The 14,622-nt window shown below is 56.7% G+C and carries 14 protein-coding genes and 1 tRNA gene; 5 read left to right on the top strand and 10 right to left on the bottom strand.

What is annotated here, in order from left to right; translation table 11 throughout:
• Positions 1-43: 43 nt before the first annotated feature.
• Positions 44-1,489, bottom strand: coding sequence for a sensor histidine kinase (locus ACFPDR_RS10255; RefSeq protein ID WP_376911101.1), 1,446 nt, complete (start codon positions 1,487-1,489; stop codon positions 44-46).
• 3 nt (positions 1,490-1,492) lie between these two features.
• Positions 1,493-2,248 carry a response regulator transcription factor gene (locus ACFPDR_RS10250; RefSeq protein ID WP_376911100.1) on the bottom strand — a complete coding sequence of 252 codons (756 nt, stop codon included), beginning with the start codon at positions 2,246-2,248 and terminating at the stop codon, positions 1,493-1,495.
• 116 nt (positions 2,249-2,364) lie between these two features.
• Between ACFPDR_RS10250 and ACFPDR_RS10245 the strand changes: the two genes are divergently transcribed.
• Together ACFPDR_RS10245 and ACFPDR_RS10240 are read left to right on the top strand one after the other, a co-directional pair.
• Entirely contained in the window at positions 2,365-4,635 is a 2,271-nt protein-coding gene (locus ACFPDR_RS10245; protein WP_376911099.1) for a TonB-dependent siderophore receptor, read from the top strand.
• 320 nt (positions 4,636-4,955) lie between these two features.
• Positions 4,956-5,429 (top strand): hypothetical protein, encoded by a 474-nt coding sequence (locus ACFPDR_RS10240; RefSeq protein WP_137431288.1) that lies wholly within the window; start codon positions 4,956-4,958, stop codon positions 5,427-5,429.
• A 197-nt stretch (positions 5,430-5,626) separates the two neighbouring features.
• Here ACFPDR_RS10240 and ACFPDR_RS10235 read toward each other — a convergent pair.
• A tRNA-Arg gene (locus ACFPDR_RS10235) sits at positions 5,627-5,703 on the bottom strand.
• Between the two features lie 291 nt (positions 5,704-5,994).
• Between ACFPDR_RS10235 and ACFPDR_RS10230 the strand changes: the two genes are divergently transcribed.
• The gene (locus tag ACFPDR_RS10230) at positions 5,995-7,164 is read left to right on the top strand and encodes an alpha-hydroxy acid oxidase (protein WP_376911098.1); all 1,170 of its coding nucleotides are present in this window, start codon (positions 5,995-5,997) and stop codon (positions 7,162-7,164) included.
• Here ACFPDR_RS10230 and ACFPDR_RS10225 read toward each other — a convergent pair.
• The 7 genes from ACFPDR_RS10225 to ACFPDR_RS10195 all read right to left on the bottom strand — a co-directional run bounded on the left by ACFPDR_RS10225 (position 7,158) and on the right by ACFPDR_RS10195 (position 11,837).
• A complete protein-coding gene (locus ACFPDR_RS10225; RefSeq protein ID WP_376911097.1) occupies positions 7,158-8,171 on the bottom strand; it encodes a glutathione S-transferase family protein in 1,014 nt (337 codons plus the stop codon). The two genes, ACFPDR_RS10230 and ACFPDR_RS10225, sit on opposite strands and share 7 nt — an antisense overlap.
• A gap of 14 nt (positions 8,172-8,185) precedes the next feature.
• Positions 8,186-8,785 carry an NAD(P)H:quinone oxidoreductase gene (gene wrbA, locus ACFPDR_RS10220; protein ID WP_009457766.1) on the bottom strand — a complete coding sequence of 200 codons (600 nt, stop codon included), beginning with the start codon at positions 8,783-8,785 and terminating at the stop codon, positions 8,186-8,188.
• 179 nt (positions 8,786-8,964) lie between these two features.
• Complete coding sequence (locus ACFPDR_RS10215) at positions 8,965-9,372, bottom strand: PaaI family thioesterase (protein WP_035270861.1); 408 nt, start codon at positions 9,370-9,372, stop codon at positions 8,965-8,967.
• Positions 9,373-9,378: 6 nt separating this feature from the next.
• Complete coding sequence (locus ACFPDR_RS10210) at positions 9,379-9,693, bottom strand: I78 family peptidase inhibitor (RefSeq protein WP_022983535.1); 315 nt, start codon at positions 9,691-9,693, stop codon at positions 9,379-9,381.
• Between the two features lie 58 nt (positions 9,694-9,751).
• Positions 9,752-10,369, bottom strand: coding sequence for a DNA-3-methyladenine glycosylase (locus ACFPDR_RS10205; RefSeq protein WP_376911096.1), 618 nt, complete (start codon positions 10,367-10,369; stop codon positions 9,752-9,754).
• Positions 10,362-11,399, bottom strand: a complete 1,038-nt coding sequence (locus ACFPDR_RS10200) for an adenosine deaminase (protein WP_060185702.1) — start codon at positions 11,397-11,399, stop codon at positions 10,362-10,364. Before ACFPDR_RS10200 ends, ACFPDR_RS10205 begins: the two co-directional genes overlap by 8 nt.
• Positions 11,400-11,456: 57 nt before the next feature.
• Positions 11,457-11,837: a DUF423 domain-containing protein gene (locus ACFPDR_RS10195; protein ID WP_376911095.1), complete on the bottom strand. Its 381-nt coding sequence runs from the start codon at positions 11,835-11,837 to the stop codon at positions 11,457-11,459.
• Positions 11,838-11,929: 92 nt separating this feature from the next.
• Between ACFPDR_RS10195 and ACFPDR_RS10190 the strand changes: the two genes are divergently transcribed.
• Both ACFPDR_RS10190 and ACFPDR_RS10185 read left to right on the top strand, forming a co-directional pair.
• On the top strand, positions 11,930-12,934 hold the full coding sequence (locus ACFPDR_RS10190; RefSeq protein WP_060185703.1) for a magnesium and cobalt transport protein CorA: 1,005 nt from the start codon (positions 11,930-11,932) through the stop codon (positions 12,932-12,934).
• Between the two features lie 41 nt (positions 12,935-12,975).
• Positions 12,976-14,577 carry an acyl-CoA dehydrogenase family protein gene (locus ACFPDR_RS10185; protein WP_321289834.1) on the top strand — a complete coding sequence of 534 codons (1,602 nt, stop codon included), beginning with the start codon at positions 12,976-12,978 and terminating at the stop codon, positions 14,575-14,577.
• The last annotated feature ends 45 nt before the right edge of the window (positions 14,578-14,622 follow it).

Below are 14,622 nucleotides of genomic sequence, written 5' to 3'. Positions count from 1 at the left end.
AGCCCCTTGTGGCACAGATTTAACCCGGCACTTTGTAATGTCTTTATCCTGCTGGCTGCAAGGGCAAATGGATGCGTACACAAAAACGCTGTTCCTGGTGTCCAAACTCCAGCCGTCCACCATGGGCGCGCAGGGCTTCATCGCAAATACTCAAGCCCAAACCATAGCCCCCGGTGGAGCGATTGCGGGAGGTCTCCAGGCGGTAGTAAGGGCGCAGGACCTTGGCTTGCTCGTCCAGAGGAATGCCGGGGCCATCGTCGGCCACGGTAATGATGTATTCCGTCGCTGCTTTATGTGCGGAGATGTATACGTGCTGCCCGTAGCGCAAGCCATTGGAGATCAGGTTTTCAAGGCAACGGCGAAAGCGCTGAATCTGTATGTTCAGAATGGCTGGCTCCAGTTCTGCCAGCGCGATGCTTTCTCCCAGGTCCTGACGATTCACGCTGACTGCCGTCAGCAGGGCGGCAAGATCGACTTCGGCAAAGGCTTCGTCAGAGGTCTGAAAGCTCATCAGTTCCAGCGTGGAGTTGACCAGTTCATTGAGCTGTTCCACATCCCGCTTCAGGCTCAGGCGCAAGGCCTCGTCCTGCACTTTCTGTACGCGCAGCTTCAGGCGTGTGATGGGTGTGCGCAAATCATGGGATACGGCCGAGAAGAAATAGGCGCGCTCTTCAATATGTTTTTGTACGCGCTCCACCATATTGTTAAAGGCCACGCCCAGCCGCTTGAACTCTTTGGAGCCGCCCAGCTGTATCTTTTCCTGATTACGGTTCACATCCATTTCCAGCACGCTTTTTTCCAGCTTTTTCAGTGGCCGAAAAATGAAGTTCAGGCACAGGGTCAGGGCGATGACCACCAGAATCAGGCGGAAGAAATAGATGCGCAGGAAATAGTCGTAGGTGAATTTCAGATTGCCGATGGAACTCCAGCCCTGGTTTTCCACCACATGCAGTCGCCAGTGCTGGCCATTGGACAGCTTGAATATGGCGGAGAAAGACACATCCACCAGATTCAGTTCGCGCGAAAAGGCGTCCAGCAAAGGAATACCCGCCTCCTTGTCCGTAGGTCTGGCCTTGTTCACCGACAGCAGATGAAAATTCTTGCAGGCTCCGGTGCGCTCTTGAATGACTTTTTCAAAGAACAGCCCAAAGTCCTCCCTCATATTGGACTGGTAATCCAGTGGCAGATCTGCGCTGACGGGTGTGGCGGATACGCCTGACAGAAGGCTGGGGTCAATGTCCGCGCCATGGGCTAGCTGGGACTCGGCATATAGATACCAGTCTGAAAAACGCACGGCAGCAATACGGGCCGGGGTTTCTATCAAGACCTGCCGGCGCATTTGCGACCACATGGTGCCGGTCAGAATCTGGGCCACCAGCAGCCCCACGACTACGACCAGAGTGATCTTGCTGCGTAATCGTTCGGGATAGAAAAAACAGAAGCTGCGGCGCAGTTTCTCCGGCCACGTGCTTGAGGGTGAAACAGCCATGCTTTATTCAGCGTGCAGGGATTGCGGGTCTATGTACAGGATATAGCCCTCGTTGCGGACGGTGCGCACGATCTCCGGCTTGGAACGATCCTTTTCTATGTAATGGCGGATACGGCTGATGCACACATCAATAGCCCTGTCTTCGTAGTTCAGATTGCGGCCAAAGGCGCGGCGCAGCAGCAGGGCGCGTGACAGTACTTTATTGGGGGCTTCCAGCAAGGACAGCAGCACATGGAAGTCTGAATTGGGCAGGGAGATGGTGACGCCTTGGGGTGAATACAACTGGCGTGCATTCAGGTCCAGCTGCCAGCCCAGAAAGTGATAGCGCGAGGGCGGAGCATCCGCGATGGCGGTTTCTGCCTGGGCCTGTGGAGCTGCATGGCGCCGAATCACCGCCTTGCAGCGTGCCAATAGTTCTCTGGATTCAAAGGGTTTGACCACGTAATCATCCGCGCCCAGCTCCAGACCCGCCACCTTGTCGGCCAGTTCATTACGGGCTGTCACCATGATGATGGCTGGAGGATTGTCGATGCCGCGCAATTGTTTGCACAGTTCCAGGCCATCCTCGCCGGGCAGCATCAGGTCCAGCAAGACCAGAGAAATCGGGTGGCGTTTGAGCAGTTCAAACGCTTGAGCACCGCTTTCGGCGATGTACGTGGTGAATCCGCCAAAGCTCAATTCCTGGGCGGTCAGCTCGGCAAGTTCTACATCATCTTCAATGATTAATACACGGCGTTGGGGGCTGGAAAAACTTGTCATTACATACCATTACATTGCGATTGGGCGGGAACATAAGGCGAAACATCGCCTGAAACCATACACGCTAATCTTACGGCGAACAAGAATTGTTCTCATTATTAAACAGGAGTCATGTTTTGCCGTTCCCTTCATCCCGTCCACCACTCAAGCCTCTTGCGGCCTTGATTCTTCTTGCCCTGAGCGGGCAGGCAGCCTGGGCACAAGATGCGCCCGCCATGCTCAAGCCCATTACGGTCAAGGGGCACGAGCAGGCAGAGCCCGAAGACAGCTACCAAAAGATTTACAGCAAAAGCTCGACCGGGCTGCGTATGGAAGAAAAAGATACGCCGCAGGCCATCACCAACATTACACGCCAGCAAATGGAGGATCAAAACATTCAGTCGCTGGACGATGCCTTGACCTCGGTGTCGGGTATCAGTGTCAATGAGGTGGATATTGGCTCGCGTACAACCTACCGGGCGCGTGGCTTCAACATCAATAACTACAAGATTGATGGCCTGGAGTTCAATGGCGAGTCCGGTTTTTCCGGCATAGGCGGGGCGGTGAATATGGACCTGTACGAAGACGTCAGCGTCTTGCGCGGGGCCAACGGCTTGCTGGGCGGTACGGGTGACCCGTCGGCCAGCATTTCCCTGTCACGTAAAAAGGCATACCGGGAATTTGGCCTGCAGGGCAATGTCGAGCTGGGTAGCTGGCGCAAACGACGCCTGATGGGGGATATCAATACTCCCCTGAGCCAAGATGGGGATTTGCGGGCGCGTCTGGTGCTTAGCGGGGATGACAGCCATACCTTCCGCGACAATGAGAACCCCAGGAGCTTTGGCCTGCTGGCTACCGTGACTTACGACTTCTCGCCCGACACCAGCGTGACGGCGGGTTACGAGTACACCTATAAAAAGCACAAGGGCACATCCTGGGGCACGAACGTGCCTATCTGGTTCTCGGACGGCACTCGTACGGATTTCGATCGCAGCTATCACCCGGTTGCGGACTGGAGCTACACCCAGCGCAAGAATCACACCTGGTTTGCAAACCTGGAGCAGAACCTGGGCGGTGGCTGGCATGCCGACGCCAACTACAGCTATAGCGACCTGGAAAGCATCAACAGCTTTGGGGTGTTGAAAGCCAATAGCGCCGGTTCCAAATGGGGCCTGTTTGATAGAGAAACGGGGCTGGCGTATTTGAACAGCCTGCATTCGGAAAGCGAGGGCACGCAGCATGCCTTCTCCTTGAATGTCACCGGGCCATTCAAACTATTGGGTCGCGAGCATGAGTTGATTCTGGGTTTTAACGGCCAGCGCTCAGAGGAGACTTCCTATCAGTTCAGTGGGGCCTTGGGGAACTGCCATATTGATGGTCATGTGCCTGCTCGTGGATGTCAGTACCGTCTGGATCTGCCGGCCAACTGGCAGACCTGGAATGGTAATGAGTACGGTGCGCCGCAAACCTTCCGTACCGATGCGCGTGGTGTGACACGGACGACCAATTACGGCCCGTACATCGCCACCCGTCTGGAGCTGGCTGACAATCTGAAAGTCATTCTGGGTTCGCGCTATAGCTACTACAAAACCTATGCCTACGATTACGACAAGGACAATGTCAAAAGCGCCCGTCGCTCCGAGCTGGACAAGAAGGTATGGACACCCTATCTAGGCCTGACCTTTGATGTCACGCCGAATCACACGCTCTACACCAGCTATACCGACGTGTTCAAACCGCAAAGCCAGCGCGATGTGGCAGGCAATATCATCAAGCCAATTACGGGGGCCAGCTACGAGGCGGGTATCAAGAGCTCCTGGCTGGATGATCGCTTGTCCAGCACCGTAGCGGTGTTCCATGCCAAGCAGACCAACGTCGCCAAGGCGGATGATGATCGTACCGTACTGGATACCGGCGATCAGGCGTATGTGGCCAATGCTACGGGTATCAAATCTACTGGCCTGGACTTGCAACTGGCGGGGGCACTGACCAATCGCTGGAATGTGTATGCTGGCTACACCTATATGAATGTGGTGGATTCCAGTCCCAATAGCAGTCCACGTCAGGACCCGCGTCACAGCTTCCGTGTTAGCACCACGTATCGTCCGAACGTGCTGGCCGACAAGCTGACGTTGGGGACCAGTATCAGCTATGACAGCTCCACGACATCCACGCCTATGCCCGGTCGTCCCTTGACGGGCGGCGGCTTTGATAACAGCCCGATTCGTCAGTCCGGCTACATGCTGGCCCACGTGATGGCGCGTTATGACGTGAACAAGAATCTGAGCGTGACGGCACGCGTCAATAATCTGTTCGATAAGGAATACTATCGAGAGTTCGGTTTCTATAACGGCCTGATTTATGGCGAGCCACGTAACTTTATGGTGAATGTGCAAGCCCGCTTCTAAGCGCGTCTGCTTTGGGTTGTAAAAAAGCGGCGCTAACAGGTAGCGCCGCTTTTGCACGTCTGTTATTTGTTTGTAGGGATAGTCCATCTGGCAGGACGTGACCCCAGGTCTCCGATTCGTCGCCAGGTACCTGAGTGATTTGAGCTATAGCCGAGATCAGGAGTGAGCAGTGGCATTCAGAGTCTTGCCAATGCAAGAGTGGCTTGCTGACTGGGGAGAGGAACTATTATTCTTCGTGGCGGCTGCGTCAACATCAAGCGTGATGATGACGCAGCCCCAAGTCAATTAGTTGCAGTTTCAAAGCCCCAGGAGTTACAGGTATGGTCCCATTCGGCTTAAGTCCGGCACAGTTTCAGCAGCGTTACAGGCGGTGTCTGGAACGAGCTTCAAAGCATCTCATTACCGAGTTACGTACCTTGTTCGCCTTGCCTGTGCCAGATAGCGTTGCGGATGCCCAGGTGCAAATTTTTTTTGGTGAAGATGGCCTGGAAACCCCGTCGGCATGGATTTACTACAGCGGTGAAAATAATAAAGTAGATAGCAGCGACCCTTCCATCTTTCCCGGTAGAGCCCTGGAACTGTCTCTGGGTTTGGACAAGATGGACGCCTTCCACGAAGACTATTTCCTGGATGAAGGCTTGGATGGACTGAGTATCGCGGCTAACACCACCAAAGCGTGGTTTGCAGAATGCTGGTGGAAAGCGGGTGGATGGAGCTATGCCGTCCCCGTGGCGGTGTGGGTGCATGATGGCTTTGGGGACGGTGAGGGTATTGAGTTGTCAGAAAGGCGATAAGGTCGTGCAGGAGTTATTCCTGTCTACATAAAAAGCCACTACTGCTCATTCTATTTCTTCGTTCCAGCCTGCTCGTATTGCTATTGTGGGTGGGGTTTGGGTGGTGCCTGGCGGGGTAGTGGGTCTTTTCCCTGCCTGTTGTCCGAGAGCAGAAAGCAAAAAAGCCATTTCCGAAGAAATGGCTTTTTTACTGAATATGGCGCGGCTGGCAGGATTCGAACCCACGACCCCTTGGTTCGTAGCCAAGTACTCTATCCAACTGAGCTACAGCCGCTAAAGAAGTAGAAATATAGCACGGCTATTTTTACTTGTCACCAAAATATCAACAAATTTTACTGAAATCGTCTTTTTTTATGTTTTTCGGGGTCGGCGGGCAGGCTGTAAAGCCAGAGATGGCAAGGCGTGCAGCGGGACAACAGTGAATCTCTTTATTTTTGGTCTTGGGGGCTCGTCTTGGTGGTCCTTTAGGCGCGCCAGACAGAAACTTCGAACAGTCTGCCCCGGATGACTTGCCCCGCAGGGCACAAAGTCGCATTATTACGCCATTGTTTTGGAGCCCAATGTAATGGATCTGTCGAAAATTACCTGCACTGAAGATTTCCGCCTGGCGGCCAAACGCCGCGTGCCCAAGATGTTTTATGACTACGCCGACTCCGGCTCCTGGACGCAGGGCACGTATCATGCGAACGAGCAGGATTTTCACAAGCTGAAATTCAAACAGCGCGTGGCCGTGGACATTGACCATCGCAGTCTGAAGGCCAAGCTTCTGGGTCAGGATGTGGCCATGCCCGTGGCTATTGCCCCTACCGGTCTGACCGGCATGCAGCACGCCGATGGTGAAATGCTGGCGGCTTTGGCCGCACGGGATTTTGGTATTCCTTTCACCCTGTCCACCATGAGCGTGTGCTCGCTGGAGGACGTGGCCCAGGCTACCCGTGCCCCGTTCTGGTTCCAGCTGTATGTGATGCGTGATCGCAGCTTTATTGAAAACCTGATTGCGCGTGCCAAGGCGGCTAATTGTTCGGCGCTGGTCCTGACCCTGGACTTGCAGGTTTTGGGGCAGCGTCACAAAGATATTAAAAATGGCCTGACCACACCTCCGCGCCTGACCATTCCTAATCTGCTGAATCTGGCGACCAAGCCGTACTGGTGCCGAAATATGTTGCGCACGCACCGTCGTAGCTTTGGCAATATCGTCGGCCACGCCAAGGGGGTGTCGGATCTGCGCTCCTTGTCTACCTGGACGGCCGAGCAGTTCGACCCGAGCCTGAACTGGAAAGATATCGAGTGGATCAAGAATGCCTGGGGCGGCAAGCTGATTGTTAAAGGCATTATGGATGCCGACGATGCTCGTTACGCCGTGGATAGTGGTGCCGATGCCTTGATCGTGTCCAATCACGGTGGCCGTCAGCTGGATGGCGCGCCATCCTCAATTTCCTGCCTGCCTGCGATCAGCAAGGCGGTAGGTGACAAGATCGAAGTGCTGGTCGATGGTGGTATTCGCAGCGGTCAGGATGTGTTGCGTGCCCGCGCCTTGGGCGCTCAAGGTGCCATGATTGGCCGTGCTTTCCTGTATGCCTTGGGTGCGGCGGGGCAGGCCGGTGTGGCCCGTTTGCTGAAACTGATGGCGAATGAGCTGGACGTGTCCATGGCGTTTTGCGGTCGTACCGATATCAATCAGGTAGACCGCTCCATCTTGCTCAATCCCGATATTTTCGATCGCCCCGGTTACTGAAGGCCGATATGCAAGGGCCCTGGCTGGACGGGTAAATGACCTCGTCCGTGGGGCCCGTTCAGATCCAGTACAGGGCCAGCCGGCACAATGCCCGTCGGGTTCAGATGGCGGTGACTGCTGTAGTAATGGGTCTTGATGTGATCCAGGCTGACCGTGCTGGCCACGCCAGGCATTTGGTACAGCTCCAGCATGTAGTTCCACAGATTCGGATAATCAATCAGACGGCGCAGATTGCATTTGAAATGGCCAACATAGACCGGATCAAAGCGAATCAGGGTAGTGAACAAGCGCCAGTCGGCCTCGGTCAGTTGCGTGCCCGTCAGGTAGCGCTGCTGGCTCAGGCGAGCCTCCAGCCCGTCCAGGCTGCCAAACAGGGCATGAACTGCTGTGTCGTAGGCGGCTTGTGAGCGGGCAAAACCTGCTTTGTAGACCCCGTTATTGACGGTGTCATACACATGGGCATTGATCTGGTCGATTTCGCCCAGCAGCTCGGCAGGTGCCATATCCAGGCTGCGCGCGCCCAAAGTATCAAAGGCGCTATTGAAAATACGCATGATCTCGGCCGACTCGTTATTGATGATTGTGCCGCGCTGCTTGTCCCACAGTACGGGCACGGTAATGCGCCCCGTAAATTGCGGGTCCGCCTTGGCATAGAGCTGATGCAGGAACTGCGCATCCATGACCGGGTCCGGCACCACGCCCTCCGCCGGTTCAAAGGTCCAGCCCTGATCGCCCATGATGGGGTTCACCACCGACACTGAAATCAGCTTTTGCAGCCCCTTTAATTCGCGCATGATCAAGGTGCGATGCGCCCAGGGGCAGGCCAGCGAGACATACAGATGATAGCGATTGGCCTGGGCAGGCTGCGCTGCCTGGCCGTCCGGGCCGGGGCCGCCGTCGGCGGTAATCCAGTCCCGGAAGGCAGACTGGGCACGTTGAAATGTATCGGACTGGGTGCTGCTGACAGGCTCTTTGCTATGCCATTGTCCATCTATCATCATGCCCATCTGTGTACTCCGTTTTAGCCTTTCAGCTTGATTGCAATTTCAGCGATATGACGGCCCTGGTAGCGGGCGCCGTCCAGCTCGTTCTGGCTGGGCTGACGTGAACCGTCGCCACCGGCAATGGTGGATGCGCCGTAAGGGCTGCCGCCAGTGACTTCGTTCAGCAGTGTCTGGCCTGCAAAGCTGTAAGGCAGGCCCACCACAATCATGCCAAAGTGCATCAGGTTATGAATAATGGACAGTAGCGTCAGCTCCTGCCCACCGTGTTGGGTGGCGGTAGAGGTAAAGGCACCGCCTACCTTGCCATTGAGTGCGCCGCGCGCCCACAGGCCACCGGCCTGATCCAGAAAACTGGCCATTTGCGAGCTGATGCGCCCGAAACGGGTGCCGGTGCCGACAATGATGGCGTCGTAGTTTTCCAGGTCGCCAATAGTGGCTACCGGGGCGGCTTGATCCAGCTTGAAATTCGCTTTCTGGGCCACGGCTTCCGGGACCAGTTCGGGGACACGCTTGATGTCCACCGTCGCGCCAGCGCTTTGTGCACCTTCGGCAACCGCTTGGGCCATTTTTTCTACGTGGCCATAGGCGGAGTAATAGAGAACCAGGACTTTTGCCATTTGAACTTCTCCAGAAAAGCGATCAACAAGGAATCGGACGGGGCAGCGGCCACAGGGCTAAGCCGGGGCGTAGCTGCTATGACGATGATAGTCGTGCCACGCCCGCTCTGCCAAACCCCTGGACGGATTGTTTTGTGTCAGAGTCTGTCTTGCAAAGCGGGTGGCCGTCCCGAGGAGCATCAGCCTGGCAGCAGGGCGTAGGTGGTGGTGGCGTGGGCGGCCAGTCGACCTTGCTCGTCCAGCAGCTTGATGTCGCCAAAGACCATGCTTTTGCCACGCTTCAGCACTTGGGCGTGTACCAGCACATCCCCCTGGCTAACCGGGCGTACAAAGCTGGTGTTCAGTGAAACTGTAGTCATGGGGCGAAACTCCCCCAGGCTTTGACTGACGGCCAGCACCATGGCGGTATCGGCTGCCGCCATATACACCTGACCGCAGACCACACCGGCCACGTGCGTCAATTGATCTGAAAAAGGCAGGCGTAGAACCACGCCGTCTTCATTCATGTTTTCTACACGCAATTTCAGGGCTTGCACCCAAGGGGCAAATAGCGTGTCCAGCAAGTGTTGGCTTTGCTCAAGAGTCATCAGGGATCAGCCGCAGTAAACAGAGGTAATTTTGTTTTGTTCGTCCACGCGGATGTTCAAACGGGTGGGGTCGTAGTCCGTGGTGTACATGCGGTCCGGAGCCAGGACGCGGGCTTTTGCCGCACCGGCCTGTTTGACCAGACGTTCAACTTGGCTTTGGCTGGCGGTTTGACCGGCTGGATTCAAGGCGTCCGCATTGCACAGACCACCAGAAGAGTCGCTGAACGAAGAGGTCGAACTTGTTTGCGCGCTATTGCCCGTGGCCGTGCAAGCAGCCAGCAAAACGGCGGGAAGGACGCTAAGTAGTACGGAGAGTCGCATGGGAAATCCTTAAAAGCAGCTGGGAAGCATTCAGCTTGAAGGATTAATAATACCTGTTCTAGGCGGGGCGTTTAAGGCCTTTGACACTGCGTGTTGTGGTGGTTTTGCCCGGCTTGACGGACACCTCGGGATGCTGGGCAATCGAGTAGCGCAAGGGGGCCTTGGCCCAGGCGCCCGCGTACTCTACGCCGATGCGTGGGCTGATCAGAATTTGCTCTGGCGGCAGGGCGGGGGCGTCCAGCCAATGCATGGCAGGGGCGCAGGCATCTGCACCGTTATAAGCTTTGTCTATACCCAGCCCTTTGCACAATCGTCCGGGGCCTGACAGGGACGGGCCATCCTCGGGCGACGTCCATTGCGCCGCCCGCAGCAAGACCGCCGTACCATCGCCTTCAACACCGCTGACGATATTCATGCAGTGGTGCAGGCCGTAGATCAAATACACATAGGCGTAGCCTGCCGGGCCGAACATCAGTCGCGTGCGCTCGGTGATACCGCGTCGGCTGTGGGCGGCCTGATCCTGGGGACCCAGATAGGCTTCGGTTTCTACAATGGTGGCGCAGCGCTGCCCGCGCTCGTCATTCAAAACCAGGGTTTTGCCCAGCAATTCCAGGGCAACGTAACGCGGATCACGGGCAAAGAACGCACGTGGCAGGTACAGCGCGGATTCAGTCATTTCCGGGAATCTGCTCCAGCTTGTTCAACCAGGCCTGCTTTTGCTCCTTGGGTAAAAAGGAGGAGCGCAAGCTATTGGCTGCCAGAGTGCGTAAATCGGCCTCCCGCAGATTCAGGGCCTGGGCGGTTTGCAGGTAGTTGTCCAGCAGATAGCCGCCAAAATAGGCCGGGTCGTCCGAGTTCACGCAGACATTCAGGCCGCGATCCAGCAAATGCTTCAGATTGTGCTGGTGCAGGCTATCAAAAACCTTGAGCTTGATGTTGGACAGCGGACAGACTGTCAAGGAAATGGCGTGGTCGGCCAAATACTGCATCAGGGCCGGGTCGTCCTGGCTGCGCACGCCATGGTCGATGCGTTCTACTTTCAGAAGCTGAAGGGCATCGCGTACATAGCTGGCCGGGCCTTCCTCACCCGCGTGGGCGACCAGTCGGAAACCCAGCTCTCGGCAACGGGCATAAACCTTCTCGAATTTGGCGGGCGGGTTGCCCTTTTCCGAGGAGTCCAGGCCAATGGCAATCCACAGGTCGGAATACTGATTGCGCAAGGGCAAGGCGGCTTCCAGGGTGTCAAACGCCTCGGCTTCGCTCAGGTGGCGCAGGAAGCTCAAGATCAGATAGCTGCTGATCCCCAACTCGGATCTGGCCTGGCGGGCGGCGCGGGCAATCCCGGCAAACACGGTTTCCATGGCGATCCCGCGTGCCGTGTGCGTCTGCGGGTCAAACATGATTTCCGTGTGGACAATGCCATCGGCCTGGGCGCGCAGAAAGTAGGCCCAGGTCATGTCAAAGAAATCCTGCTCGGTGATCAGAACCCCCGCCCCGGCGTAGTACAGGTCCAGAAAGGACTGCAAGTCGGTGAACTGATAGGCGGCGTGCAGGCTGGCCTGATCGGGATAGGGCAGCGTAATGTGATTGCGCTGGGCCAGCTTGAAGATCAAGTCCGGTTCCAGCGTGCCTTCGATATGAAGGTGCAGTTCAGCCTTGGGCAGTTGGCGGGTAAATTCGCGTAGGGAAAAGGCGGAATCAGACACGGGGCGCTCCTGGTAGGCAGAATATGCGCCCCATTATACGAAGGCAAAGGCCTGGGGTCAGACGTCCTTGCCACGCAGGGCGGCAATGGCCAGAAAGAGCCAGGCCAGAATCATGGCTACTCCGCCAATAGGGGTAATCGCGCCCAGCCATTTCACGCCGCTAAGCACCAGAATGTACAGGCTGCCGCTGAAAATCAGTACGCCAGCCAGCATCAGAATTGCGCTGCGCGACTGCCAGGTCGCATTCAATTGCGAGCCCAACGCGGCAATCAGCAGCAAGCCCAGCCCATGCAGCAATTGATACAGTACGGCCGTGTGCCAGGTTGCCAATGCTGAAGCGTCAACCATGGCGCGCAGGGCGTGGGCACCAAACGCGCCCAGGCCTACGCCCAAGGCCATAATCAGTGTGCCCAGGCACAGAATGGATCGTGATTTCATGTCGTTCCTTGCAAGTCGCTGCGGTCGCAGCGCGGAGGGAGGCCAGTGCTATTATCGAACAAAAAAATTGGCTTTGTCTGCAAGGAGACAGCATGCAAGAAATAGCTCCGGTCGCCCCTGATGCACAAGACGTTGTGGTGGCCGCGTATCGCTATCAGTCTGGCCAGCCAGCACAGGCTTTGGATATTCATCACCTGCCTGTACACAATCCCTTGAAGGACGGCTTTATCTGGATTGGTTTGAAAGACCCCAGCGAGGCGACCTTGCGCGAAGTAGGGGCGCAACTGGGTCTGCCAGACAATGCCGTTGAAGAATTGATTGCCCCTCATCGTCGTCCCAAATTGCTGGAGTTCAGCAATTGCCTGATTGTGGTGGCGGTAACCTTGGGCCTGAAAGATCTGCGCCCACTTTTTGGTACTACGCAGATTCTGATTGCCCACGGCTTGTTGCTGACGGTGCGGCGTGGTTCCAACAGCAGCTATTTAGAGCTGCGTGCCCGTCTGGAAAGCACACCGGCCTTGCTGGAGCGGGGCAGTGATTTTGTCGCCTCGGAGTTGCTGGATCTGATTGTGGACCAGTACCAGACTTGCCTGGAACAAACCGAAAAGGCGGTAGAGGCCATTGAACAGCAATTTCTGATTCGGGGCTTCAAGGAAAACGATGTACGGCGTATTTACCGTTTACGGCGCGATTTGCTGCGCGTGTATAACGCGGTAACGCCATTGGCGGAGCTAAGCCGTCGTTTGTCGCGCATCGAGCTGGCGTATGTGGATGCGGAAAGTCGGGCATATTTCGGTGAAGTGGCAGACCGCATTGCCCGCACTTCCGAATTTATTAACAGCCTGCGGCAAGCCCTGGCCTTCGCCTTTGAAGGTGGCTTGATGATAGGGCAGATGCAGCAGACTGACACTACCCGCAAGCTGGCGGCCTGGGCGGCCATTTTGGCCGTGCCGACCGCGGTGGCGGGGATTTACGGGATGAACTTCAAATTCATGCCCGAGCTGGAATGGACGCTGGGCTACCCCCTGGCCTTGGGCCTGATGGGCAGCGTGTGCGGATTTTTGTACTGGAAATTCAAAAAGGCCAAATGGCTCTAGATTAAGAGACGGGGCAGGACGGCCGGAATCAAGGAGGCGAGATGGGTCTGGAACAGCAGTTACAGAATCAGGTGCCGGATTTGATGAATGACGATCTGTTTGGCGAAGATCCGGCTTTACAACATTGGCAAAGCAAGCTGGCCTCCCAGGAGGCCCGGCAAGCGCTGGCGGACTATGGCCAGAAACTGGGCTCTGCCCATTGGCGCGAACAAGGTGCCTTGGCCAATCGCCAGCCGCCGCAATGGCGAGGCTGGTCTGCTCAAGGGCAACGAGTCGATCAGGTGGATTTTCATCCGGCATGGCATCAATTGATGAGCCTGGGCATGGAGCAGGGCCTGCATATCTGGCCCCATCAGTCCGAATCTGGCCAGCACCTGCAACGAGCCATGGGCTTTTACATGCATGGTCAGATTGAGGCGGGCACCTTGTGTCCCTTGACCATGACGCGCGCCGCTGCGCCCTTATTGCAGGCTGATCCGTTTCAGGAATGGGCGGCCAAGCTGGACATCAATCAGTACGATTCTTCTGATCAGTTGATGACAGAAAAAAGCAGCGTGCTGCTGGGCATGGGCATGACGGAAATGCAGGGCGGCTCTGATCTGCGCGGCTGCACCACTGAAGCGCATCCCCAGGCTCAGGCGTTTCGTCTTTACGGGCACAAATGGTTTTTCTCCGTGCCGCAGGCGGACGGGCATCTGGTACTGGCGCGTGAGCACGAGCAGTTTTCTTGTTTCCTGATGCCGCGCTATACCGAATATGGCTTGAATCGCCGGTATATACGCAGGCTGAAAGACAAATTGGGCAACCGCTCCAACGCCAGTGCCGAAATTGATTTTGATGGTGCGCTGGCCTGGCGCGTGGGCCAAGCCGGTCGCGGTATTGCTTTGCTGGCCGGAATGGCGGCCCGTACCCGTATTGATTGCGTGCTGGGCAGTGCCGCCCTGATGCGGCAGGCTTTGGTGCAGTCCCTGCATTACTGTCAGCACCGACGCTGCTTTGGCAAACAATTGATCGAGCAGCCCTTGATGCAGGCAGTACTGCTGGATATGAGCCTGGAAAGCGAAGCGGCCACCCATCTGGCCCTGTTCCTGGTGGACTTGCAGGAGCGGGCTGATGATCCCGTGGCGCAGGCGGTGCTACGCGTGCTGGCTCCAGCTGCCAAGTTCTGGGTATGCCGTCGGGCCATCGCCCTGTGTGCCGAAGCCATGGAAACCTGGGGCGGCAACGGCTATATCGAGGATGGCCCCATGCCGCGCTTGCTGCGCGAAGCTCCTGTCAATTCGATTTGGGAAGGCTCCGGCAATGTGATGTGCCTGGATGTGCAGCGCGCCTTGAGTCAGGAAGGTGTCCTGGAGGCCTTGCAGGCAGACTTGCGTGCCCGTACGGGAGATGATGCGGAACTGGGTCAGGTTGCACAGGATTTGTTGAGCACGGTTTCCCAGGCGGGAGGCCGTGTCTGGACGCAGAAACTGGCCCTTCTGTACCAAGCCTGCCTGATGCGCCAGGTGACTCCCGATGCCGTCGCGGATCTGTTCGCGACCCATCGTCTGCAACAAGGTCCGGCTACCGTATTCGGGCTGGAAGGTGTGGAGCAGGCTTCCTGGTATTTGCATCGCATCTGGCCCCGCCTGCAGGCGTCTTGACGCAGTCTTGCCTACTAGGGACATTGCTCTGGACAGGCGGTGCGC

The organism is Alcaligenes sp. GCM10023179 (assembly GCF_042653705.1).
Lineage (GTDB): Bacteria > Pseudomonadota > Gammaproteobacteria > Burkholderiales > Burkholderiaceae_B > Alcaligenes > Alcaligenes phenolicus.
This window is presented reverse-complemented; position numbering and strand designations above follow the sequence as displayed.